Raw genomic sequence first — 22939 nt, forward strand, 5'->3', positions numbered from 1 at the left:
CTTATGCAATCCAGCAGCGCCAGAACTGGTCTTTTGATCGTTTTCTGCCTTCTGGCTTCGTCTATAATCTCCACAGCTTCGGCCCAGACCGTCAACGCAGGGACCACGGCAGAGCCCGCGCCGATATTGCCCGACGACGAGTTCGAGGAACGGCTGCCATCGCTTGACGCAGATGCTTCCACTGCCGGGCCCGCGCCGACGACGGCGGAGGATCCGCCTGCCCTTGCCGAACCGTTGCCGCCGGTCGACGGTGAACTGTCCGCGCCCTTGACGCCCCTGCCCGTGTTCGACGTCACGCCCGCCCCGGCCGGGCAGCAACAGGCTGCAAGCGACCAGCCCCCGGCAGTCAGCTACCGCCTGCGGGTGGAAGGTTTCGAAGGCACGGGGCTCGGCGACCGCTTTCGCGACCTGAGCGCACTGGAGGACGGCGACGGCAGCGCCGAGACGGCCGCGATGATAGAGGCGCGGGCGCAGGCCGATGAAGAGCTTGCGATGCGGCTGCTCCACTCGCGCGGCTATTTCGACGCCTCGGTCACTTCCGCCATGGAACGGCCTTCGGGCCCGAGGAACGAGCCGATGCGCGCCGTCATCACCGTCACTCCGGGAAAGCAATATGCGCTGGGCGACATCGCCATCCGCTCCCCGCCTGTTCAGCCTCCCGGCCTGATCCGGGATGCGCTGCCGCTGAAAACGGGTGACCCGATCCTCGCCGAGCGTGTGCTCGCCGCCGAGGCGAACATCAGCCTCATCCTTCCCCAGCAAGGCTATCCGTTCGTCGAACTTGGCGATCGCGACATTGCGCTCGATCCCGCAACCATGACCGGCGACTATACCCTTCCCGTGGAGCCCGGCCCGCGCGGCAGCTTCGGCGACATCGTCACCGAGGGCGATCTCGCCTTTGGCGCCGATCATGTCGCCACCATCGCCCGCTTCGATGAGGGCGAACTGTACGACAGCCGCAAGGTCGACGATCTGCGCAAGGCGCTTGTCGCCACCAACCTGTTTTCAAGCATCGGCGTGCAGCCGGTCCAGACCGGACGCAAGGCGCCGGACGGAACCGAATATGTCGACCTGCGCGTGTTGCAGGAGGCGGGACCGACCAGAACATTGGCGGCCGATGCGGGCTATGGCACCGGACAGGGGTTCCGCGTGGGCGGAAGCTGGACGCACCGCAACCTCTTTCCCCCTGAAGGCGCGCTTATCCTGGGCGCTGTCGCCGGAACGCAGGAACAGGGGCTTTCAGCCACATTCAGGCGGTCCAACGCCGGACGCAGGGACCGGACGGTGCAGGCGGGGCTGGAACTGCTGCACGAGGATTACAAGAGCTACAGCGCCTATACGGCCGCGCTGCGCGGCTCCATCTCGCGCTCGTCCACGCCGATCTTCCAGAAAAGATGGACCTGGTCCTATGGCTTCGAGCTTCTGGCGTCGGACCAGACCACGGTCAACGAGACCACCGGCGACACGAAGCGGCTGACATATCTGATCGGCGCGCTTCCGGGCGAGCTTGGCTATGATACGTCCGACGATCTGCTGGACCCGCGCAATGGTCTGCGCGCCCGGCTTCGCCTTTCGCCGGAGGCATCGTTGCAGGGGGGCGTCACTCCCTATGTTCGCGGTACATTCGACCTGAGCGGCTATTACGGCGTTTCGAACGATCTGGTGATTGCCGCGCGGACGCGGCTTGGCTCGATCATCGGTTCCGACCGCGCCGACATCGCGCCTTCGCGGCGGCTCTATGCGGGCGGCGGGGGATCGGTGCGGGGCTTCGGCTATCAAGAGCTTGGCCCGCGCGACATGGACAATGATCCGCTGGGCGGCCGCTCGGTCAACGAATTCGCGCTTGAGGCGCGCTACCGCTTCGGCAACTTCGGCATCGTTCCGTTCGTCGACGCCGGACAGGTGTATCGAAGCAGCTATCCGCAATTTTCCGACATCCGCTTTGGAGTCGGCATAGGCGGCCGCTATTATACGAATTTCGGACCGGTACGGGTCGATGTGGCGATGCCGATCAAGCGCCGTCCGGGCGAATCCCGGTACACGCTTTACATCGGCATCGGGCAGGCCTTCTGATGAGCGAGGACGACATCAGCATGGCCCCCACGCCTTTCGAAGAAGGGGAGGATGGCCGCGCGCCATCGCGCTGGCGGCGCTTGGCGATATGGGCGGCCGCCGTGCTCGGTGCGTTGGCGGTGCTGGTCGCGGGCCTTTCGATCTATCTGAACAGCGACCCCGGCAAGCGCATGCTGGTGCGCCAGATCGGCAAGATCGAAACCGCGTCGGGGCTGAGCGTGCAGATCGGCCGGATCGAGGGATCGATCTACAGTTCCATGACGATCCACAATCTGGTGGTGCGGGACCCGCAGGGCGTGTTCCTTGCAAGCCCCCGGGTGCGTCTGGACTGGCGGCCCTTCGCCTATGTGCGCAACCACATCCTCATCAACGAGCTGACCTCGCCGCTCGTCGTTCTGGTCCGCCCGCCGCAGCTGAAGCCGGTCCCGTCCGACCCTGACGCGCCGCTGCTGCCCGATCTGGATATCGACGTCGGCGATCTGACGGTCGACCGGCTGTTGATCGGCCGGGCGGTGACGGGCCGCACCCATGAGCTGTCGCTTGAGGGCGAGGCGCACATTGCCGACGGCCGCGCCCGGCTCGCCGCCAACGCACAGGCGCTTGGGGGGGACCGACTGACGCTGCGCCTCGATGCCTCACCAGAGGACAACCGGCTGGATATAGATGGCGTCCTGAATGCGCCTGCGGACGGGCTGATCGCCGGTCTTGCCGGTTTCGACCGGCCTGTCGCGGCCACGCTTTCAGGCAAGGGAGACTGGCAAGCGTGGCAGGGAAGCCTCGGCGCCCGCTCCGGCGACGAACGGCTTGCCGATATCGCCATCGCCGCGCGGGACGGCAGTTTCGCGGTCAAGGGGGATGCCCGCCCCGGCCTGCTGCTGGAGGGGCCGGTGGCAAGGCTCACCTCCCCTGCCCTGCAAATCGACCTCGCGGCCAGGCTTGAGGAACGCCGCGCCGACCTTCGCCTGCGGCTCCGGTCCGATGCGATCGCGCTCAGCGCAAACGGGCTGGTGGACCTCGCGCGCAACCGCTTCGGCAATCTTGCCGTGGACATGCGACTGCTCTCCCCCGGAAGCATGGCGGAGAATCTTTCCGGCCGGGATGTGCGCGCCCGGCTGGTGCTGGACGGAGATTTCGCAACGCCCTTCATCGCCTATGACGTCAACGCCGCAAGGCTGGTGTTCGACGGGACCGGGGTGGAGGGTCTGCGCGCCAGCGGCCGGGCGGAGGTCAACGCCGAGCAGGTCGTCATTCCGGTGAACGCGCGGGCCGCCCGGATCACCGGCCTCAACGCCGCGGCTGGCGGAATCCTCCGGAATGTGCGCGTCAGCGGCGACTTCGCCTATGCCGCCGGCCGCCTCATCAGCGACAATCTGAAAATCGACAGCGACCGCATGAACGCCACGGCCGTGGTCCTCGCCGACCTTGGCGAAGGCGTCTATCGCGGCATGTTGGAAGGGCGCATCAACGACTATCGGATCGAAGGGTTCGGCACCGTCAACCTCACTGCCGATATCGATATCGAATCAGTCGGCGACCGTGGCTTCGGCGTGGACGGGCGCTTCGGCGTCCGCACCGCAAAGATCGAGAATGAAACCGTCCGCGACCTGTTCGGCGGCGAGGCCGTGTTCACGGGCCGCATCGGAATGACGCCGGAGGGCGCGATCACGCTGACGCAGTTGAGCGGCCGCGCCCCGGATTTCCGCCTGTCCGGCAGCGGGCGCTATGAACCGGGCGGCACAGTGAGGCTGGATGTGTCGGCGCGCTCCACCCAATATGGCCCGCTGGCGCTCGCAGTGCGCGGCACGGTGGGACGGCCGCAGGCGGTGCTGCGGGCGAAAAGCCCGGGGCTTGGCGTTGGCCTCCGGAATCTTGTCGCGCGGGTTGAGGGAGAGGCGACCGGCTATCATGTCGATGCCGAGGGCGACACCGCCTATGGGCCGCTGCTGGCCGATGTGCTGATCCAGTCCGGGCGCGAGCCGTTGACCATCGACGTTCGCCGCGCCCGCTTTGCGGGAGTAGATCTGGACGGCAGCATCCGCCAGACGCCCGCCGGGCCGTTCGCCGGAACGCTTCGGATGAAGGGTTCCGGCATCGAAGGTACGACCCGGCTTGCAGGCGTGGGAGACGCGCAGGCCGCCTATATCGATGCCACCGCCACCAAGGCCCGGCTGCCGGGCGATCTCGACATCACCATTGGAAGAGCGCTGATCGATGCGTCGCTGGTCTTCCGGGACACGCCGCAGATCGACGCCGACATCCGCCTTGCCAATGCGACCTATGGCGAATGGGTCATCCGCAAGGCGCGGGCGAAGGTGGACTACAGCGGCGGCCGGGGCCGCGCGCAACTGGTCGCCGACGGCAGCAGCGGCATGTCCTTCGACATCGCCGCCAACGCGGCGCTTTCTCCCAACCGTTATGTGGTGGCGCTGAAGGGCAGCGCGGACCGGATTGATTTCCGGCTCCGCCAGCCGGCTGTCATACGCCGGGACACCCAGGGCTTTCTTCTAGAACCCACAACCCTTGTCCTGCCGCAGGGCAGCGTCCGGCTGGCGGGCCGGTTGGGTGATCGCACGGCGCTGCAAAGCCGGTTCGAGGATTTCGACCTTGCGATCATCAACACCTTCGTTCCCGGCCTCGGCATCGACGGGCGCGCCACCGGGAGCATCGACTTTTCCCAGAATGGAAGTGGTTTTCCTTCCGCCGACGCGCGAGTCAGGATCGCGAACTTCACCCGGTCGAGCCTGACCACCGTCTCCGAGCCGGTCGACATCCAGCTCCTTGGCACGCTCGCTCCGGCCGGTCGGGCGGAAGCGCGGGCGCTGATCCGCCGTGGCGGCACGACCTATGGGCGACTGGTCGCGAATGTGAACGCCGCGCGCGGCGGAGGCGGGTGGATAAGCGATCTCGCGGCAGGCGCGCTGGACGGCGGCGTCCGCTATAACGGGCCTGCCGCCGTGCTGTTTTCATTTGCCGGACAGCCCGACCAGCAGCTGACCGGGCCAATCGCCCTTGCGGCCGATTTCAGCGGTTCACCGCAGAACCCGCGCCTGAACGGCGTGGTGCGCGCCGACGCGCTTGTCTATGAGAACGAGACGTTCGGCACCCGCGTTTCAGCCATAGAGCTGGACGGCCGCTTCACCAACGACCGGCTGGTCCTGAACCGCTTCAACGGGCGCGCGGGCGAAGGCACGGTGAACGCCACCGGAACGGTCGGGCTTGCCGCCGCCGACGGTTTTCCCATCAACATCAAGGCCAGCCTCAACCGCGCCCGGCTGGCGCGCAGCGACAACATCGGCACTGTGGTGAGCGGATTGCTGGCGGTGACCAACAGCCCCGACAAGGGCGCACTGATTTCCGGCAAGCTTCGCCTCCCCGAACTGCGCTACCGCTTTGTGCGCGAAGGAAGCGCGGAGGTCGCCCGGCTGTCGGGCGTGCATCGCAGGGGCGAACCCGTGACCCCTGAACCGGATTCAGGCGGCTCCGCGCCATCCATCTGGAATCTGGACATAGCGGTTCGCGCCGACAACCAGATTTTCGTGTCGGGCATGGGCATGGAATCCGAATGGAGCGCCGATCTGCGGATCACCGGCACCACGGCCGATCCCCGCATCACCGGCAGCCTTGACCTGCTGCGCGGCACCTACGGCTTTGCAGGCCGCCGGTTCACGCTGGACGAAGGAGAAATCGATTTCACCGGCGGCGAAATCAATAATCCCGTCATCAGCATTCAGGCGAGCACCAGCGTGGAGAACGTCAACGCCATTCTCAACATTTCCGGCAGGGCGCAGAATCCGCAGATCGCCTTCACCTCCACCCCAAGCCTGCCGCAGGACGAGGTGATGTCCCGAATCCTCTTTGGAGAAAGCGTCACCAATCTTTCCGCCACCCAGGCGATCCAGCTTGCAGCCTCGCTCAACTCGCTGCGGGGCGGCGGCGGGGGGCTGAATCCGCTCGGCAAGCTGCAATCGGCGGCGGGCATCGACCGGCTTCGCATCCTTGGATCGGACCCGGCGACCGGACGCGAGACGGCCGTCGCCGCCGGGCAGTACATCACCAACGATGTCTATGTGGAGATCATCACCGACGCGCGCGGATTCACCGCCACCCAGCTCGAGGTCGCGCTCTCCAAGGCGCTCAGCATCCTCACCCAGACCGGCGGCGTCGCGGGAACCTCGGTCAATCTGCGCTATTCGAAGGACTATTGAGCGAACCGCATTTGCTGGACCCCGAGGGCGACCACGGCTAGACGCTGTGCCGTATCTCGAAAAACAGGAGCGTTCATGCGTCCGTCAGGCCGTTCGCCAGACCAGATGCGGGTGATCGAAATGATCCCCGGTTTCACCCGCCATGCCGAAGGCTCGTGCCTCATCAAGTTCGGCGACACGCATGTGCTGTGCAATGCAAGCGTGGAGGAGCGGCTGCCGCCCTGGCTGCGCGGCAAGGGCCAGGGCTGGGTGACGGCCGAATATGGCATGCTGCCCCGCGCCACCCACACGCGCGGCAATCGCGAGGCGGCCAAGGGCAAGCAATCGGGCCGGACGCAGGAAATCCAGCGGCTGATCGGCCGCTCGCTGCGCGCCGTCGTCGATCTTGAAGCGCTTGGTGAGCGTCAGATCACGGTCGACTGCGACGTGATCCAGGCCGATGGCGGCACGCGCACCGCCTCCATTTCCGGCGCATGGGTGGCGCTGAAGCTCGCGATCGAAAAGCTGAAGGCCAATGGCGCGGTGTTCGAGCGCGACCCGCTGACCACGCAGGTGGCCGCCATTTCCTGCGGCATTCATGAGGGCGCGCCGGTGCTGGACCTCGATTATGTGGAGGATTCGGCAGCGCACACCGACGGCAATTTCGTCCTCACCGGCAATGGCGGCATCGTCGAGGTGCAGGCGACGGCCGAAGGCGCGCCGTTCAGCGAGGAAGAACTGCTGCGCCTGCTGCGTCTGGCGCGGATCGGCTGCGCCAATATCTTTGAAGCGCAGTTGAAGGCGGTGGCGTGACCCGCAAGCTCGCCCCCGGCAGGCTGGTGATCGCCAGCCACAACCAGGGCAAGGTGCGCGAGATCGGCGACCTCCTTGCTCCGTTCGGCATCGAAACGGTGTCGGCCGGCGCGCTTGGCCTTCCCGAGCCGCCCGAGACGGGAACGAGCTTCATCGCCAATGCCGAGCTGAAGGCGCGCGAGGCGGCGGACCTGTCCGGCCTGCCCGCGCTTGCCGACGACAGCGGCCTGTGCGTGGAAGCGCTGCGCGGCGAACCGGGGATATTCTCAGCGCGCTGGGCGGGCGAGGACAAGGACTTCGGCATGGCCATGCGGCTGGTGCATGAAGCGATGGAAAAGGCGGGGCCGGACGCCGGGCATGACGCCCATTTCATCTGCGCGCTGTCGCTGGCCTGGCCCGACGGCCATATCGAAAGCTTTGAAGGCCGCGTAGACGGACTGATCGTCTGGCCGCCGCGCGGGACGAAGGGCTTCGGCTATGATCCGATCTTTCAGCCGATCGGCCGTAACCAGACGTTCGGCGAGATCGAGCCGGACGAAAAACATGCGATGAGCCACCGTGCCGACGCTTTCCGCCAGCTTGTCGCCGCCTGCTTCTGAGCAGGCGCAGGAGCCGCTCGCGCTCTATGTCCACTGGCCGTTCTGCGTCTCCAAATGCCCCTATTGCGACTTCAACAGCCATGTCCGGGCCGAGGTGGACATGGCCGGGTGGCGCAAGGCGCTGCTCGCCGATCTGGCGCATGAGGCGGCGCTTCTTCCCGGCCGAAGGCTAGGCTCGATCTTCTTCGGCGGGGGCACGCCGTCGCTGATGCCCCCCTCCATCGCCGAAGCCCTGATCGATGCAGCGGCAGGTCATTGGCAGGCCGGTCCCGAACTGGAGATCACGCTGGAGGCAAATCCATCGAGCGTCGAGGCGTCCAACTTCCGCGCCTTTGCGGCCGCCGGGGTGAACCGCGCTTCGCTGGGCCTTCAGGCGCTGGACGATGAGGCGCTGCGCTTCCTTGGCCGGGCGCATGATGTCGCCGAAGGGCTGAAGGCGCTGGATGTCGCGCAATCCGCGTTCGACCGGGTGAGCTTTGACCTGATCTATGCCCGCCCCGGCCAGACGCAGGCGGAATGGCGGGCGGAACTGAACCGCGCGCTTGGTTTCGGCTCAAGCCATCTTTCGCTCTACCAGTTGACGATAGAGCCGGGCACCCGCTTCGCCACCCTTGCATCCAGGGGAGAACTGACGATCCCCTGCGACGATGACGCGGCCGACCTCTTAACCCTGACACAGGAACTGACGGCGGCGGCCGGGCTGCCCGCCTATGAGGTGTCCAACCACGCGCGGCCGGGCGAGGAGAGTCGCCACAACCTGACCTATTGGCGCTATGGCGACTATGCGGGCATCGGCCCCGGCGCGCATGGGCGGCGGCGCGGATCGGCAACCGTCCGCCACCGCAAGCCCGAGAACTGGATAAATGCCGTGGCCTCGCAAGGTCATGGGCTGGTGGAGGAAAGCCCGCTGACGCCCGCCGACCGCGCTCGCGAGGCCCTGTTGATGGGGCTGCGACTGGCCGACGGCATCGATCCCCTGCTGTTCGAGCACCGCACCGGAGTAGCGCTCGACCGGCTGATCGCCGGGGATGCGCGCGCGCGGCTGGCGGCGCATGGCCTTATCGATGGGGGTCAGGCGCGGCTCAAGGCCACGCCCGCCGGTATGCTGGTGCTGAACGCGCTGATCGCCGAACTGGTCAGCGACCGCGAAATCACTTGAAGCTGGCCGGAGCGGGCGAAACCACGTTGAACCCGCCTGCCCCCACCTGCTGCACTTCAAGCGCGCGGAGCGCGACCCCCGATCCGCCGAAGCGGAACGCGCCGTCCACGCCCGCAAAACCGCCGCTGTCGCGCAGCGCCGCCTGCGGGAACGGCGCGCCGGCCTGCCATTTTGCCGCAACCCGGTTCACCAGCAGCACGCTGTCATAGCCAAGGCTCGCCAACCGATAGGGCTCACCGCCGAAGCGCGAGCGATAGCGCGACGCGAACTGCCGGAAATAGTCGTCCGGCACCGACGCGAACCACGCGCCATGCATGGCCGGCACCCGGGAAAGCCCCGGCTCCGTGTTCCACAGTTCGGTGCCGAGCAGGCGAACGCCGCGCGCCCCATTCTTCTGCAACACCGGCAGCGCCGCCAAGGCGATCTTGCCGCTGTCGGCGACCAGAACGGCGTCGAACGGGACGCCTTTGGTTTCGGGAGCGACGCGCGCCACCGTCCCATCGGGGCGCACCCTTGCGCGCGCGGCGGGCGCATCGGCCCCCGTCAGCTTGCGAACGGCGCTGGTGAGCGAGCGCGTGTCGCGGGTGAAGGTCGCGATCGCCGTCATGCGGCCGCCGCTTTTCTCGACCGCATCGATCATGGCGCTGGAGGCGCGTTGGCCATAGGCCCCGGCCGGGACGAGCGCGGCGAAGCGATCGACACCGCGACCCTGCGCGAAGGAAACCACCCGTTCGACCGACTGATCGACCTGGAAACCAAGCACATAGGTGCCGCCGCCAGCCAGCGATGCATCGTTGGAAAAAGTGAGGATCGGCACATTGGCCGCCCGGCTCATGCCCTGGATCGCCCGCACATCCGGCGCGAGGAGCGGCCCCAGGAACAGCCTGTTGCCCTCCGCGAGCGCACGCTGGGCGGCAGCCGCAGCCCCGCCCGCCGTGTTATAGACCGTCAACCGGACCCGGCGGTTGCCGGAATCGAGCAGCGCCAGATTGGCCGCGTTCGCGATCGACTGGCCAAGCGCCGCATTGGGTCCGGTCGTCGGCACCAGCACGGCGACCTTCTGGCGATCGGCCTCGTCCGGCCCGGTCGGCTTTTCCACCGGCTTGGGCGGCCCCGCCTGTCCCGGCCTTGCGTCACGTCCGCCGGGCGTACATGCCGCAAGGATCGAAATCACAGCAAGGGTTGCTATCGTCCGGGCAGAGAGCCATTGCCGTATACGTTGCGGCTGCGCCATCAATGAATTGCCTTTTTATGAGTCAGACATCCGACCTAAAGCCCGGTCTCTACATTGTCGCAACCCCGATCGGCAACCTGGGGGAGCTTTCCCCGCGCGCCGCCGATATTCTGGCACGGGCGAGCGCAATCGCGGTGGAGGACAGCCGGGTCACCGCAACGCTGATGCGCCACATCGGGGCGAAGCGGCCGATGATCCCCTATCACGATCACAATGCCGATCAGATGCGGCCGGAGTTGCTGAACCGCCTGTCGAGCGAAGCGATCGCCCTGGTATCGGATGCGGGAACGCCCCTGATTTCCGATCCCGGCTTCAAGCTGGTCCGCGAGGCGCGCGCCGCCGGCCATTATGTGACGACGATCTCCGGCCCCTGCGCCGCCATCGCTGCGCTGACCGTGGCGGGTCTGCCGACCGACCGCTTCATGTTCGCCGGATTCCTGCCTGCAAAGGCGCTCGCGCGGGAGACCGAACTGGCCGAACTTGCAGGCATCCGGGCGACGCTGATCTTCTATGAAAGCCCGCACCGGCTGGCGGCGACGCTCGCCGCGATGGCAACCGTGCTCGGCGACCGCGAGGCCGCGGTCACGCGCGAGCTGACCAAGAAGTTCGAGGAGGTGGTCACCGGACGGCTGGGCGAGCTTGCGATCCGCTATGCCGAAAGCCAGCCGAAGGGGGAGATCGTGCTGGTCGTCGGCCCGCCGGCGGAGGCGCCGCCTCCATCGGCGGATGATCTGGATGCGCTGCTGCTCGACCGGCTCGCCACGCTCAGCGTCAAGGACGCCGCGGCGGCGGTGGCAGAAAGCCTGAACCTGCCGCGCAAGCAGGTCTATGAGCGCGCGCTGCTGCTGAAAGACAGGAAGAATTGACCGATCGCGCCGGTCGCGAAGCGCGAGGACGACGGGCCGAAATGCTCGCCGCATGGTGGCTCCGCCTCAAGGGCTATCGCATATTGGGGCAGCGGGTGCGCTGCGCGCGGGGCGAGATAGACCTGATCGCGCGGCGCGGCCGCACCGTCGCCTTTGTCGAGGTCAAGCGGCGCGCCGACCGCACATCGGCCGCCTGGGCGGTGGAAGAACGCGCGCTGCGCAGGGTGGTCGCGGCAGCCGGGATGCTGGCGCCGCGCTATGCCCGGCCGGACGACGAGATTCGCATCGACGCGATCCTGATCGTGAACGGGCGCTTTCCCCGCCATGTCATCAACATCTGGCACGGGTGACATTGGCCGCACACTCGCCTAACGGGTGGTGAGCGCGATCAGGGAGACTGCCGTGGGCTTGCGTGTTGCGGTTCAGATGGACCCGCTGGAAACGATCAATATCGCCGGGGATTCCACCTTTGCGATCATGCTGTCGGCGCAGGCGCGCGGGCACAGCCTTTATCACTATGTCCCCGGCGATCTGAGCTATCGCGAGGGGACTGTCTCCACGCCTGCCCGGCCGGTGACGGTGCAACGGGTGGAAGGGGGCCATTTCAGCTTCGGCGAGCGGGTGACGCTGGACCTGCGCGAGGATGTGGACGTGGTGCTGATGCGTCAGGACCCGCCGTTCGACCTGGCCTATATCACGGCCACGCATCTCTTGGAGCGGGTGCAGGACAGGACGCTGGTGGTGAACGACCCCGCCGCCGTCCGCAATGCGCCGGAAAAGCTCTTCGTCCTCGATTTCCAGCAGTTCATGCCCCCTACCCTCGTCACCCGCAGGCTGGAGGATGCCCGCGACTTTCATGCCGAACATGGCGAGGTGGTGGTGAAGCCGCTTTACGGCAACGCCGGTTCCGCCGTGTTCCACATAGGGCGCAAGGACGCCAATCTGGCTGCGCTGGTGGAGCTGTTCGGACAGGTCTGGCGCGAACCCTTCATGGTCCAGAAGTTCCTGCCCGACGTGGCGCTGGGCGACAAAAGGATCGTGCTGGTGGATGGCGTGGCGACGGGCGGTGTCAACCGGCTGCCGAAGGCGGGCGAAATCCGTTCGAACCTTGCCGTCGGCGGCAAGGGGGAGGCGACCGCCCTCACCCCCCGCGAGGAAGAGATTTGCGCCGCCATTGGCCCGGAACTCGCCCGGCGCGGTCTGGTTTTCGTCGGGATCGACGTGATCGCGGGCTATCTGACCGAGATCAACGTCACTTCGCCCACCGGCATCGTCGCGATCGACAAGTTCAACGGAACCGACACGCCCGCGCTGATCTGGGAAGCGATTGAAAGAAAGGCTGCGTCTCATGGCCGCTGAATGGGTTGTCCGCACCATCGAGGATTCAGGCTATCTGGGCGTCGGCTTCCTGATGTTCGCCGAAACCGTCTTTCCGCCGATTCCATCGGAGATCATCATGTCGCTTGCAGGGCTGCAGGCGGCGCAGGGCGAACTGACGCTGCCGGGCGTGATCGGGGCGGGCACGGCGGGCGCGATGCTGGGCAACACCTTCTGGTATCTGCTGGCCCGCGCATTGGGGCTGGACCGGATCAAGCCATGGGTCGAGCGCTGGGGGCGGTGGATCACCATGACCTGGGACGAGATCCAGCGCGGCCAGCGATGGTTCGACCGCTTTGGCGCGGCATTCGTGTTTCTGGGGCGGATCGTCCCGACCGTGCGCTCGCTGGTGTCGGTGCCGGCCGGCCTGCTGAAGATGAGCTTTTCACGCTTCGTTTTCTGGTCGACGCTCGGCACCGCCATCTGGACCACGCTGCTCGCGACGGCCGGCTATCAGCTTGGGCAGAATTATCAGCAGGTGGACGAGTGGATCAGCCCGGCGTCCAATGCGATCATCGTGACGCTGGTCGCCTGGTATCTCTGGCGCGTCGCCACCTGGAACATCAAGCACCGCTTCAGGCGCAGGGGATAAAGCCCGGCTTCAGCCCGATCGCGGATGGGCGTTGCGATAGACGTCCAGCAGATGCGCCGCATCGACGGCGGTGTAAACCTGGGTGGAACTGAGGCTGGCATGGCCCAGCAGTTCCTGCAGCGAACGCAGATCGGCCCCACGCGCCAGCAGATGCGTCGCAAAGCTGTGGCGAAGCGCGTGCGGAGTCGCGCTGTCGGGCAGGCCCAGCCGCACGCGGGCGGCACGGACCGCGCGCCGCACCAGATCGGCCGACAATGGGCCACCGCGCACGCCCCGGAACAATGGCTCGCCGCGGGTGACAGGCCACGGGCTCTGCCGGACATAGTCTTCCACAGCATCGCGCACCGGCTCCAGCAGCGGGACGAGCCGGGTCTTCGCGCGCTTGCCGGTGACCGTCAGAACCTCGCCCAGCGGCAGGGCAGCGCCGCTCAGCGACAACGCTTCGGAAATGCGCAGGCCCGAGCCGTAAAGGAGTAGCAGCACGGCAGTATCGCGCGCCGCGATCCATGGCGCCGACGCAGCATTGCCTGCCTCATCGGCGAGTTCGATTGCGTCGGCGGGTGCGATCGGACGCGGCACCCGCCTCGCCACGCGGGGGCTGCGAAGCCCGTCGAGCACGCCCTGCGACGCCAGCCCCTCTTCCGCAAGCCAGCCGAAGAAGGCGCGCACCGCCGACAATTCCCGCGATGCCGAGGCGTTGGCGAGACCACCGACACGTCTTTGGCCCAGAAAGGCGCGAATGTCCTGCAGCTTCACATCGGCGAAGGTGGAGGGCGAGATCGCCTCCCCCCGGTGCTGCTCAAGAAAGGCGATCAGCCGATGCACCGCCGCCACATAGGCGCGGACGGTATGTGCCGACCTGCGGCGATTGGCCGCGAGCCACTGCTCCCAGCGCGCGGCGAGCGCGCGCGCGCCCTGCGATTGGCCGAGCGTCAGTCCAGCAGCCACCGGCTTATCGCGCGAGACACGACACCGCCAAGAAAGGCGAGAAGCTCTGACCCATGGCCGCTTTCAAAGGCGTGCGCCTCGCGCGAGCCGAGCGCAAGCAGCCCGGTGCCCAAGGGCGGCGGAAGATCGAGCCGGATCAGCGCCTCCGCGCGGATCAGTTCGGACGCGGGGCCGAACACGCCATCTCCCTGTTCCACGCTGCGCATCACAACAGGCGGGCCGGCCACCGCCACGTCGATATAGGCGGGCGCGACCATCTGCACGCCGCTGGTGCCCGCGCGGACGGCGCGTTCCCCGGCCGACAAGGCGATGACCACGGCGTCAAGACCAAGGCTGTCGGGCCAGTCCTGGGTGATGATGTGGATGAGATGATCCAGCCCCTCGGCATCCAGCGCGGACAGCGCCGCCGCATGGATTTGCGCCACCGCGCCCGAATGCCCGCGCGCGAACGCCACCAGATCGGCGTTCGCCTCGCCCAGCGCCGCAACGCGGCCGCGCAGTTCGATCAGCGCGTTATCGCGAAAGTTGACCACATCGCCCATCCGGCAAAGCTAACCGAGAAATGGTTAAGAGACGATGGGTAAAAGTCGCCGGCCGCTTCAGCCGATGATCTGGCCGGTCTTTTCCCAGTCCGCCAGAAAGGCGGCGAGGCCCTTTTCGGTCAGCGGGTGGTTGAACAGCGCCTTGATGACGGCGGGCGGCGCGGTCATCACATCCGCGCCGATGCGCGCGCTTTCCAGGACATGGATCGGGTGACGGACGCTCGCCACCAGAATCTCCGTCTCGAAATCATAATTGTCGTAGATGAGGCGAATGTCCTCGATCAGCGCCATGCCATCAAAGCCCACGTCGTCGTGACGCCCGACGAAGGGCGAGATGAAGCTTGCGCCCGCCTTCGCCGCGAGCAGCGCCTGATTGGCGCTGAAGCAAAGCGTGACGTTGACCAGCGTCCCGTCGTCGGTCAGCCGCTTGCAGGCCTTGAGCCCGTCCATCGTCAGCGGCAGCTTGACAGCGATATTGGGCGCAAGCGCGCGCACGACATCGGCCTCGCGCATCATTTCATCAAATTCGGTGGCGACCACTTCAGCCGAGACGGGACCATCGACGATGCCCGCGATCTCCTTCACCACTTCCAGGAAGTTGCGGCCCGACTTGTGGATCAGGCTGGGGTTGGTCGTCACGCCGTCGAGCAGGCCGGTCTGCGCAAGTTCGGCGATTTCCTTCACATCGGCGGTGTCGACGAAAAACTTCATGGCGCGGCTCCGTGGGATTTGATTCGGCCGCTCTATACCCCTCGCGCTTGGCACATGCGATTCCTATAAGAGCGCCATGTCCCGTGACACGTCCTCCGGCCGCCCGGGCCAGCGATCCCGCGTTCGAGTCATCGTCCTCCAGCAGGGGCTTGGGCCACTGGACTATGCGACGCCCGGCGGCAGGCGGCTGGAGCCGGGCCAGATCGTCCAGGTGCCGCTCGGGCCACGGCTGATCACGGGGGTGGTGTGGGAGGCGGATCGACTGCCCGCAACTGAGGTTGACGACGCAAGGCTGCGCCCGGTGGCGGGCGTCTATGATCTGCCCCCGCTGCCGGCGCCGGTCCGCCGCCTCGTCGAATGGGTGGCGGACTATTACCTCGCCCCCCATGCGGCCGTTCTGCGAATGGTGCTGGCGTCGGCGTCCGCGCTCGACGGCGGGCGGACGAGCATCGAATATCGCGTGACGGGCGTGATTCCTGAAAGACTGACGCCGCAGCGCGCGCAGGCGCTGGAGCGGCTGCAGGGCCGGCAGGGCCTGGTGCGCGAGCTTGCGACGGCGGCCGAGGTTTCGGACTCCGTCATTCGCGGGCTGGTCAAGGCGGGTGCGATCGAGGCGGTGGAAGTGGCCCTGGATACACGCTTTCCGCCGCCCGATCCGGGCCATGCGCCGCCCCTGCTGGAGAGCGGACAGGCGAGCGCGGCGGCAACCCTGCGCCACGCCGTGGCGGCGCGCGGGTTCCAGCCCTATCTGCTGGACGGGGTGACCGGATCGGGCAAGACCGAGGTCTATTTCGAAGCGATCGCCGAGGCCGTGGAGAAGGGCGGGCAGGCGCTGGTGCTGGTGCCCGAAATCGCGCTCACCGAGCCATGGCTGCGCAGGTTCGAAGCGCGGTTCGGCGCACCGCCCGTCGCCTGGCATTCGGACCTGCGCTCCACCGAGCGCCGCCGCGCGTGGCGGGCGGCCGCAAGCGGCGAGGCGCGGGTGATGGTGGGCGCGCGCTCCGCTCTGTTCCTCCCCTATCCCGACCTTCGCCTGATCGTGGTCGACGAGGCGCATGAGACCAGCTTCAAGCAGGAAGAGGGGGTGATGTATCACGCCCGGGATGTGGCGGTGATGCGCGCGCAGCTGCAAAATGTGCCCGTCGTCCTTGCAACCGCGACGCCCGCCATCGAAACGCGGGTGCAGGTGGAACGCGGCCGCTATGCCCATCTGGAACTGCCGTCCCGCTATGGCGGGGCTGAGCTTCCGACGATCGAGGCGGTCGACATGCGCCGCTTCCCGCCGCCGCCGGGACGCTGGCTGTCGCCGCCATTGGTCCGCGCGCTGGAAGAGACGCTCGGGCGGGGCGATCAGGCGCTGCTGTTCCTGAACCGCAGGGGCTATGCGCCGCTGACGCTGTGCCGGACATGCGGACACCGTATCGAATGCCCCAATTGCACGGCGTGGATGGTGGAGCATCGTCTGCTCCGCCGGCTCCAGTGCCATCAGTGCGGTCATTCGATGCCGGTGCCGGACGCCTGCCCCGAATGCCAGTCGGAGGGAACCTTGGTCGCCTGCGGGCCGGGGGTGGAGCGGATCGCCGACGAGATCGCCGCGATCCTTCCCGACGCACGAACGGCGATCGTCGCGTCGGATACGATCTGGTCCCCGGCAAAGGCCGCCGCGCTCGTCAGCAGCGTCGAGGCGCACGAAATCGACCTTCTGATCGGCACGCAACTGGTGACGAAAGGCTATCACTTTCCCGACCTGACGCTGGTCGGTGTGGTGGATGCCGACCTCGGCCTCGGCGGAGGCGACCTGCGGGCCAGCGAACGGACCTTTCAGCAGATCCAGCAGGTGGCCGGACGGGCGGGCCGGGGCCAGAAACCCGGCCGCGTGCTGCTTCAGACCCACCAGCCCGAAGCGCCGGTCATCGAGGCGCTGGTGTCGGGCGACAGCGAAGGCTTTTACGCCGCCGAAACCGAAAGCCGCAGACGACATGCGATGCCGCCCTATGGCCGGCTGGCGGGCATCATCGTCTCATCGGAAGACCAGCGGGAAGCGGCGGCGGCAGCGCGCATGATCGGCGCGGCCGCGCCCCGGATCGAGGGGCTGACCGTGCTTGGTCCCGCTCCCGCGCCGCTGGCCCTGCTGCGCGGCCGGCACCGCCAGCGGCTGCTCGTTCACGCCCCGCGCAACCTCGATGTTCAATCTGCGATCCGCGGCTGGCTTGGGGAACTGGAATGGCCGCGAGGCGTTCGTGTTGCTGTCGACGTCGATCCCTACAGCTTTGTCTGAAGCCGGCGCCGCGGGTCGAGAATTGACCCTTTGTTAACCCAAAATGTCATAGCAAGCCATGAACTGAGGCAACGCAGATGCACAAGGAAAGGGCGCGGCCTCGCGCATCGTCGTCGATCTGTTCTGTCGCAGATCTCGTGGATTTGGCCGCAGATCGCCATTTTTTTGTAGCATTGCGTATCTAGGACCGTTAGTCGACAACAGACGACAGGGCGGGGAAATTGTTGCATGTGCGAGCGTGAATAGCACTCAAGAGTAGATGTCCGTAGAACGCTTTCGGTCAGAAGATTTTGTAAGAATAACGTGGTCCGCGACGGCAGGGTTCAAACGTCACAATTGGATCAAAGGGTATGCTGCGTATATGAGGGGTCTACATAGCTACGTCGATGTCCGCGACTCCGGATTGGCGGCGGACGATCTGGCTCCCGATTTCGATTGGTTGGTGAACCGCGAGATCGAGACGAAGCCCAAGGTCGACGAAAAAAGCATTGGCGGGACGCATATTTTCTGGGCATCGAAGCGGGCGGTGGACATCGGCAGCGCGCTGATCGCGCTTCCATTCGTCGCCATGGTCGCCATGGTCATCGCCATCCTGAACCCGCTCTTCAATCCCGGTCGCCTGCTCTTCAGGCAGGAACGCATGGGCATGCACGGCAAGCCGTTCACCGCCTACAAGTTCCGCTCGATGACCGAGGCCCACCGCATCGACCGCGGCCCCTATGATGGCATCGAAAGCGAGCGGATCACCCGGCTCGGCAGCCTGCTGCGCAGGCTTCGCGTCGACGAACTGCCTCAGTTCTGGAACATCCTGAGGGGCGACATGAGCCTGATCGGCCCGCGCCCCGATTATTATCCCCATGCCGTGGTCTACTGCCACGACATTCCCAACTATTCGAACCGGCACTTGGTGCGCCCCGGCATCACCGGTCTGGCCCAGGTCCGCAGCGGCTATGCCGCCTGCGCGCGGAGCGTCGCCACCAAGGTAGGCGATGATCTCAACTACATCCGCGATGCGAGCTGGAAGATCGAACTGGCCATCGTCCGCAGCACGATAGGCGTGATCCTGAGCGGCTTCGGGCACAAGTAACGCACGGGCCAACCACCGGCTCCGGACGAAACGGGTTACGCCTCGTCCGGCTCCTCCACCCGATCTGTGGTGCACTGCGCGAGCAGCTTGTCGATCTTGCGTCCGTCCATATCGACGATCTCGAACTTCCAGCTTCCATATTGAAAGCTTTCGCCTGTCTCGGGCAGGTGCCGTAGCTGGGCAAGCGCGAAACCGGCCGTTGTCTCATAATCGCGCTCAAACGGCAGACGAATGCCGAGCCGGTCCGCCATTCCGTCCGCCGACAGCGAGCCGGAGAGCAGCCAGCTTCCGTCTTCCCGTTCGACGGCCGGCGGATCGGTCCCCGCCTCGGCGTCCGACGCGAATTCACCGGCGATCGCGGCGAGCAGGTCGGCCGGGGTCACCATTCCTTCAAAATGACCATATTCGTCATGGACCAGCGCCATCGGCACCGCAGCGCCCTGCAGGACCGCAAGCGCGTCCATCGCATCCATGCGGTCGGGTATGATGGGCGCGGGCCGCATCAGCTGACGAAGCACGACGGGCTTGCGATCAAGCAACACCCCCACCAGGTCGCGCGCCTGCACAACGCCGACGATGGCGTCGACGGATCCTTCGGCGACCGGAAGCCGGGTATGGGGCGTTTCCACCAGCCGCGCGCGTATTTCCTCCTCATCGGCGTCGACATCGAGCCAGTCGACGTCGGTTCGCGGTGTCATCAGCCCGCGCACCGGCCTGTCCGCCAGCCGCATCACCGACGAGATCATCGCGCGCTCGCTTTCGTCGATCACGCCCGCGCTCTGCGCCTCGGCGACGATGAGGTGCAGTTCCTCCGCAGTGACATGGTTCTCGGATTCCCGGCGCATACCGAGCAGGTGAAAAATCAGTGCGCTGGACCGATCGAGCAGCCACACGAGCGGCGCCGTTGCCCGCGCCAGCATCTTCATGGGACCGGCCACGACGCAGGCGATCCCTTCCGGCGCGCGAAGCGCGAACTGCTTCGGCACCAGCTCCCCGATGATGAGCGACGCATAGGTGGTGAGCGCGATCACCAGGATGAAGCCAGCCTCATGCGCCCAGGCGGGCGGCACGCCCAGCATCAGCAGGCGATCCCCCACGGGACGCCCGAGGCTGGCGCCGGAATAGGCCCCCGCGACGATACCGACGAGCGTAATGCCGATCTGGACGGTGGACAGGAACCGCCCGGGTTCCGCCGAGAGCAGCAGCGCCGACTGCGCACCCTTGCGCCCCCCCGCCGCCAGCGCCTTCAGCCGGGCCTTCCTCGACGACACGATCGCCAGCTCCGACATTGCGAATACGCCGTTCAGGCAAACAAGGCCGATGATCACCGCCACATCCAACCAGGGAAATGGCGCGAGACTACTGGAAGGGTCAGGCATGATGCCGAAGGATTAGAGCGAAACGCAACGCCTTAACAAGTCCCTTGCTCATTTTCGGTTCATGTCCGTCATGGAACTTATACCGTGGCGGTCGGTTCATACCGCATCCGGATCAATCGATGGGAGCAAGGATAATGTCCATTTCTTCGCGCGTTCTCGCAAGCGCGGCCGTGCTGTCGCTGGTCGCGACGACCGCCTGCACGACAAATCCGGAAACGGGCAACAGGCGGCTTTCAAAGGCCGGCATCGGCGCATTGGCGGGCGCGGCGCTGGGCACCGGCGCCGGCGCGGTCGTCGGCGGCAAGAGCAAGCGGACCGAAATGATCGTCGGCGCGGGCATCGGGGCCATCGCTGGCACGGCGATCGGCGCCTATATGGACAAGCAGGAAAAGGAACTTCGCGAAAAGACGGCCGGGACCGATGTCGAGGTCATCCGCCAGGGCGACGAGCTGCTTCTGAACATGCCGTCGGGCATCACATTTGATACTGACAGCTATTCGATCAAGCCGGAATTCCGCACCACGCTGGACAACATCGCCAGCACGCTCGGTTCCTACAACCAGACCTATGTGGACGTTTACGGTCATACCGATTCGACCGGGGCCGACGCCTATAACATGACGCTTTCGCGCAACCGGGCGGAAAGCGTGGCAGGCTATCTTGCAACCCATGGCGTCGCGCGCGCCCGCATCGGTACCCAGGGCTTCGGCGAGACGCAGCCGGTTGCGTCCAACGACACGGACGCCGGACGCGCGCAGAACCGGCGCGTGGAAATCAAGCTGGTGCCCGTAGCCGACACCAACACCCAGGGCTGAGCACATGAAAACGCCGCCGGTCGCAGATGCGGCCGACGGCGTTCTTCAATCGTCAGTCAGGAAATCAGAGCGCCTGAAGGTTGGTCGCCGCCATCTTGCCGCGCCGGTCGATCTCCAGCTCGAAGCTGAGGCGCTGACCCTCGTCCAGGCCCTGCAGCCCGGCCCGCTCGACCGCCGAGATATGGACGAATGCATCGGGCTGGCCGTCATCGCGCTGAATGAAGCCGAAACCCTTCATCGCGTTGAAGAACTTCACCGTGCCCTCGACGCGCTCGCCAGTGGTCTGCCGCTGATGGCCGCCGCCGCCGGCGGGGCCCCCGCGATCACGGTCGCCGAAGCGTCCGGCCGGGCGCTCCTCGATGGGAAGCGGTTCGCCCTCGATCTTCAGTTCGATGGCCGACACGCGGCCGTTGCGCTCGCTCAGGGTAAACTCAAGCGGCTGCCCTTCGGCGAGGCCGGTCAGGCCGGCCGCCTCGACTGCGGAAATGTGGACGAAGACATCCTCTCCGCCATCCTCGCGGACGACGAAGCCGAAGCCCTTCTGCTGGTTGAAGAACTTGACCGTGCCCTTGCCGGTGCCGATCACGGTGCCCGGCATGCCGCCACCGCCGCCGCCGAAGCCGCCGCCACCGCGAGGCCGGCCACCACCGCCGCCGAAACCACCCGCGCCGCCGCCACCGTAGTTGCCGCCGCCCGCATAGTTTCCACCGCCGCCACCACCACCATAGCCACCGCCATAGTTGCCGCCGCCGCCAAATCGGGGCCCGCTGTCGAAACCACCTTCGTCGCCGAACCGATCACGCTTGTCACTACCGCGCGATCCGCGCCGCCCTCTATCAAAACCCATGTGGTAGAAATCTCTCTAAATATCGCCCCAAGTCTAACGAAGACTGCCGCGCCGGGCGCGCGCGCTCAACCCTGCTCGAATCTTTTTCGAGCCGAATCCCAGCGTAACCTAAAAAGTCCAAGGCTGCGAGAACTTATTCACAGACCTTTCCACACCGCCCGGAAGGGACGTCCCGGCGGCGAAAATCACCAGAAAAGCGTCTCCGGATTGGGGATCGCTTCCTTGCGCTGCGCCTTCAGCAAGGCAAGCACGGTACGCACCACCAGCCAGATCGCCAGGAGGACATATCCGAGAAGGCCGATCAGTATCAGCGTCAATATGCCGCAGATGATCGCGCCCAGCAGACCGTACCAGAAGGAGCGGATGTGGAAGCTGTAATGGCTCGGCTCCCAGGGCTCGTGCGGCTCGTTCTTCCAGACATAGGCGAGGACGAGCCCGATCAGGGCGGTAATGCCGGTGAGAAAGCTCGCCAGATACAACAGCGCGACGATGGTCGGCCGGTTGAGGTCGAAACCCGCATTCGTCGATGTGGCGGGCGGCGGAACGCTGTCGGTCATGCTATCCCCCATTGGACAAGTCTTTTTCCAGCAAGAGCTTGCGCCGATCCTTTCTCCAATGCAATCGGGAGCCCGCACTTTCGAGTGAAGATGGAGACTTGCGTCGATGGAAGATCTCGCCACCCTTTTCATGCAACCCGCCACCTGGATTGCGCTCGTGACCCTGATCGCGATGGAGGTCGTGCTCGGAATCGACAATCTCATCTTCATTTCGATCCTCACCAACAAGCTTCCCGAGAATGTACGCGAACGCGCCCGCAAGATCGGCATCAGCCTGGCGCTGCTGATGCGGCTTGGCCTTTTGTCGCTGGTCGCGTTCATCGTCACGCTGACGAAACCGCTGTTCGAGTTGTTCGGCCACGGGTTCTCGTGGCGCGACATCATATTGATCGCGGGCGGACTGTTCCTTGTCTGGAAGGCGACTAAGGAGATCCATCACAGCGTCGATCTTGATCCGAACGAGGATGTGTTCGACACCAAAAAGGTGGCGGGGCTGACCTTCAACGCCGCGATCTTCCAGATCATCCTGCTGGACCTCGTCTTTTCGATCGATTCGATCATCACGGCGGTGGGCATGACGGACCATGTGCCGATCATGGTGATCGCGGTGCTTGTCGCCGTCGCGGTGATGTTCACCGCCGCCACGCCGCTCGCGAATTTCATCGCGAAGAACCCGACCGTCGTCATGCTGGCGCTGGGCTTCCTGCTGATGATCGGCATGACGCTGATCGCCGAAGGCACCGGCTTCCATGTGCCCAAGGGCTATGTCTACGCGGCCATGGCCTTTTCCGCCGGGGTCGAGGCGCTCAACATTTTCGCGCGCCGCGCGCGGGAAAAACGAGGCAGAGGCGCGTCCAGCCATTGAGCGTTAAGCGTTT

General features: G+C 66.1%; 20 protein-coding genes. 13 read left to right on the forward strand and 7 right to left on the reverse strand.

What is annotated here, in order from left to right; all coding sequences use genetic code 11:
• Positions 1 to 33: 33 nt before the first annotated feature.
• The 5 genes from BSL82_RS08930 to hemW all read left to right on the forward strand — a co-directional run bounded on the left by BSL82_RS08930 (position 34) and on the right by hemW (position 8828).
• Positions 34 to 2073, forward strand: a complete 2040-nt coding sequence (locus BSL82_RS08930) for an autotransporter assembly complex protein TamA (protein WP_226998408.1) — start codon at positions 34 to 36, stop codon at positions 2071 to 2073.
• Entirely contained in the window at positions 2073 to 6278 is a 4206-nt protein-coding gene (locus BSL82_RS08935; protein ID WP_072596986.1) for a translocation/assembly module TamB domain-containing protein, read from the forward strand. The genes BSL82_RS08930 and BSL82_RS08935 overlap by 1 nt, the downstream gene beginning before the upstream one ends.
• 75 nt (positions 6279 to 6353) lie before the next feature.
• Positions 6354 to 7070, forward strand: coding sequence for a ribonuclease PH (gene rph / locus BSL82_RS08940; RefSeq protein WP_072596987.1), 717 nt, complete (start codon positions 6354 to 6356; stop codon positions 7068 to 7070).
• Positions 7067 to 7669 carry an RdgB/HAM1 family non-canonical purine NTP pyrophosphatase gene (gene rdgB / locus BSL82_RS08945; protein WP_072596988.1) on the forward strand — a complete coding sequence of 201 codons (603 nt, stop codon included), beginning with the start codon at positions 7067 to 7069 and terminating at the stop codon, positions 7667 to 7669. Before rph ends, rdgB begins: the two co-directional genes overlap by 4 nt.
• Positions 7629 to 8828 carry a radical SAM family heme chaperone HemW gene (hemW, locus tag BSL82_RS08950; RefSeq protein WP_226998409.1) on the forward strand — a complete coding sequence of 400 codons (1200 nt, stop codon included), beginning with the start codon at positions 7629 to 7631 and terminating at the stop codon, positions 8826 to 8828. The genes rdgB and hemW overlap by 41 nt, the downstream gene beginning before the upstream one ends.
• On the opposite strand, the gene BSL82_RS08955 is transcribed toward hemW, so the two are convergent.
• Positions 8821 to 10062, reverse strand: a complete 1242-nt coding sequence (locus BSL82_RS08955; protein ID WP_072596989.1) for a penicillin-binding protein activator — start codon at positions 10060 to 10062, stop codon at positions 8821 to 8823. The two genes, hemW and BSL82_RS08955, sit on opposite strands and share 8 nt — an antisense overlap.
• A 17-nt stretch (positions 10063 to 10079) precedes the next feature.
• Here BSL82_RS08955 and rsmI point away from each other — a divergent pair, with 17 nt between their 5' ends.
• The 4 genes from rsmI to BSL82_RS08975 are packed head-to-tail and all read left to right on the forward strand — an operon-like array spanning position 10080 to position 12897.
• On the forward strand, positions 10080 to 10928 hold the full coding sequence (gene rsmI / locus BSL82_RS08960) for a 16S rRNA (cytidine(1402)-2'-O)-methyltransferase (RefSeq protein WP_072598699.1): 849 nt from the start codon (positions 10080 to 10082) through the stop codon (positions 10926 to 10928).
• A 41-nt stretch (positions 10929 to 10969) separates the two neighbouring features.
• On the forward strand, positions 10970 to 11278 hold the full coding sequence (locus BSL82_RS08965) for a YraN family protein (RefSeq protein ID WP_072598700.1): 309 nt from the start codon (positions 10970 to 10972) through the stop codon (positions 11276 to 11278).
• 52 nt (positions 11279 to 11330) lie between these two features.
• Positions 11331 to 12287: a glutathione synthase gene (gshB, locus tag BSL82_RS08970; protein WP_072596990.1), complete on the forward strand. Its 957-nt coding sequence runs from the start codon at positions 11331 to 11333 to the stop codon at positions 12285 to 12287.
• Positions 12277 to 12897, forward strand: coding sequence for a DedA family protein (locus BSL82_RS08975; RefSeq protein WP_072596991.1), 621 nt, complete (start codon positions 12277 to 12279; stop codon positions 12895 to 12897). The genes gshB and BSL82_RS08975 overlap by 11 nt, the downstream gene beginning before the upstream one ends.
• 9 nt (positions 12898 to 12906) lie before the next feature.
• On the opposite strand, the gene BSL82_RS08980 is transcribed toward BSL82_RS08975, so the two are convergent.
• From BSL82_RS08980 to fsa, 3 genes are read right to left on the reverse strand one after another with little or no spacing between them, the layout of a single operon-like run.
• Positions 12907 to 13845 (reverse strand): tyrosine recombinase XerC, encoded by a 939-nt coding sequence (locus BSL82_RS08980; protein WP_072596992.1) that lies wholly within the window; start codon positions 13843 to 13845, stop codon positions 12907 to 12909.
• On the reverse strand, positions 13830 to 14387 hold the full coding sequence (locus BSL82_RS08985; RefSeq protein ID WP_072596993.1) for a DUF484 family protein: 558 nt from the start codon (positions 14385 to 14387) through the stop codon (positions 13830 to 13832). Before BSL82_RS08985 ends, BSL82_RS08980 begins: the two co-directional genes overlap by 16 nt.
• A gap of 57 nt (positions 14388 to 14444) precedes the next feature.
• Positions 14445 to 15098 (reverse strand): fructose-6-phosphate aldolase, encoded by a 654-nt coding sequence (gene fsa, locus BSL82_RS08990; protein ID WP_072596994.1) that lies wholly within the window; start codon positions 15096 to 15098, stop codon positions 14445 to 14447.
• 76 nt (positions 15099 to 15174) lie between these two features.
• Between fsa and BSL82_RS08995 the strand changes: the two genes are divergently transcribed.
• On the forward strand, positions 15175 to 17376 hold the full coding sequence (locus BSL82_RS08995) for a primosomal protein N' (RefSeq protein WP_072596995.1): 2202 nt from the start codon (positions 15175 to 15177) through the stop codon (positions 17374 to 17376).
• A gap of 361 nt (positions 17377 to 17737) precedes the next feature.
• Positions 17738 to 18463 (forward strand): sugar transferase, encoded by a 726-nt coding sequence (locus BSL82_RS09000; RefSeq protein WP_083579124.1) that lies wholly within the window; start codon positions 17738 to 17740, stop codon positions 18461 to 18463.
• Positions 18464 to 18498: 35 nt separating this feature from the next.
• Here the strand turns inward: BSL82_RS09000 and BSL82_RS09005 are convergent, their stop codons facing one another.
• Entirely contained in the window at positions 18499 to 19842 is a 1344-nt protein-coding gene (locus tag BSL82_RS09005) for a hemolysin family protein (RefSeq protein ID WP_072596996.1), read from the reverse strand.
• Positions 19843 to 19976: 134 nt separating this feature from the next.
• Between BSL82_RS09005 and BSL82_RS09010 the strand changes: the two genes are divergently transcribed.
• Complete coding sequence (locus BSL82_RS09010; RefSeq protein WP_193408576.1) at positions 19977 to 20657, forward strand: YiaD family glycine zipper/OmpA-like lipoprotein; 681 nt, start codon at positions 19977 to 19979, stop codon at positions 20655 to 20657.
• Between the two features lie 64 nt (positions 20658 to 20721).
• Here the strand turns inward: BSL82_RS09010 and BSL82_RS21595 are convergent, their stop codons facing one another.
• Together BSL82_RS21595 and BSL82_RS09020 are read right to left on the reverse strand one after the other, a co-directional pair.
• Positions 20722 to 21504: a cold-shock protein gene (locus tag BSL82_RS21595; protein ID WP_072596997.1), complete on the reverse strand. Its 783-nt coding sequence runs from the start codon at positions 21502 to 21504 to the stop codon at positions 20722 to 20724.
• Between the two features lie 185 nt (positions 21505 to 21689).
• Entirely contained in the window at positions 21690 to 22061 is a 372-nt protein-coding gene (locus BSL82_RS09020) for a DUF4870 family protein (protein WP_072596998.1), read from the reverse strand.
• 106 nt (positions 22062 to 22167) lie between these two features.
• Between BSL82_RS09020 and BSL82_RS09025 the strand changes: the two genes are divergently transcribed.
• Positions 22168 to 22926 (forward strand): TerC family protein, encoded by a 759-nt coding sequence (locus BSL82_RS09025; protein WP_072596999.1) that lies wholly within the window; start codon positions 22168 to 22170, stop codon positions 22924 to 22926.
• Positions 22927 to 22939: the final 13 nt, after the last annotated feature.

The sequence above is a fragment of the Tardibacter chloracetimidivorans genome (assembly GCF_001890385.1).
Taxonomy (GTDB): Bacteria; Pseudomonadota; Alphaproteobacteria; order Sphingomonadales; family Sphingomonadaceae; genus Tardibacter; species Tardibacter chloracetimidivorans.

Coding starts and splice junctions, on each gene's coding strand:
- BSL82_RS09025 (WP_072596999.1), top strand. CDS start 22,168: ATGGAAGATCTCGCCACCCTTTTCATGCAACCCGCCACCTGGATTGCG.
- BSL82_RS08955 (WP_072596989.1), bottom strand. CDS start 10,062: ATGGCGCAGCCGCAACGTATACGGCAATGGCTCTCTGCCCGGACGATA.
- BSL82_RS08965 (WP_072598700.1), top strand. CDS start 10,970: ATGCTCGCCGCATGGTGGCTCCGCCTCAAGGGCTATCGCATATTGGGG.
- rph (WP_072596987.1), top strand. CDS start 6,354: ATGCGTCCGTCAGGCCGTTCGCCAGACCAGATGCGGGTGATCGAAATG.
- BSL82_RS08935 (WP_072596986.1), top strand. CDS start 2,073: ATGAGCGAGGACGACATCAGCATGGCCCCCACGCCTTTCGAAGAAGGG.
- BSL82_RS08995 (WP_072596995.1), top strand. CDS start 15,175: ATGTCCCGTGACACGTCCTCCGGCCGCCCGGGCCAGCGATCCCGCGTT.
- BSL82_RS08975 (WP_072596991.1), top strand. CDS start 12,277: ATGGCCGCTGAATGGGTTGTCCGCACCATCGAGGATTCAGGCTATCTG.
- BSL82_RS08985 (WP_072596993.1), bottom strand. CDS start 14,387: ATGGGCGATGTGGTCAACTTTCGCGATAACGCGCTGATCGAACTGCGC.
- BSL82_RS21595 (WP_072596997.1), bottom strand. CDS start 21,504: ATGGGTTTTGATAGAGGGCGGCGCGGATCGCGCGGTAGTGACAAGCGT.
- BSL82_RS09005 (WP_072596996.1), bottom strand. CDS start 19,842: ATGCCTGACCCTTCCAGTAGTCTCGCGCCATTTCCCTGGTTGGATGTG.
- BSL82_RS09000 (WP_083579124.1), top strand. CDS start 17,738: ATGAGGGGTCTACATAGCTACGTCGATGTCCGCGACTCCGGATTGGCG.
- BSL82_RS09020 (WP_072596998.1), bottom strand. CDS start 22,061: ATGACCGACAGCGTTCCGCCGCCCGCCACATCGACGAATGCGGGTTTC.
- rsmI (WP_072598699.1), top strand. CDS start 10,080: ATGAGTCAGACATCCGACCTAAAGCCCGGTCTCTACATTGTCGCAACC.
- BSL82_RS09010 (WP_193408576.1), top strand. CDS start 19,977: ATGTCCATTTCTTCGCGCGTTCTCGCAAGCGCGGCCGTGCTGTCGCTG.
- fsa (WP_072596994.1), bottom strand. CDS start 15,098: ATGAAGTTTTTCGTCGACACCGCCGATGTGAAGGAAATCGCCGAACTT.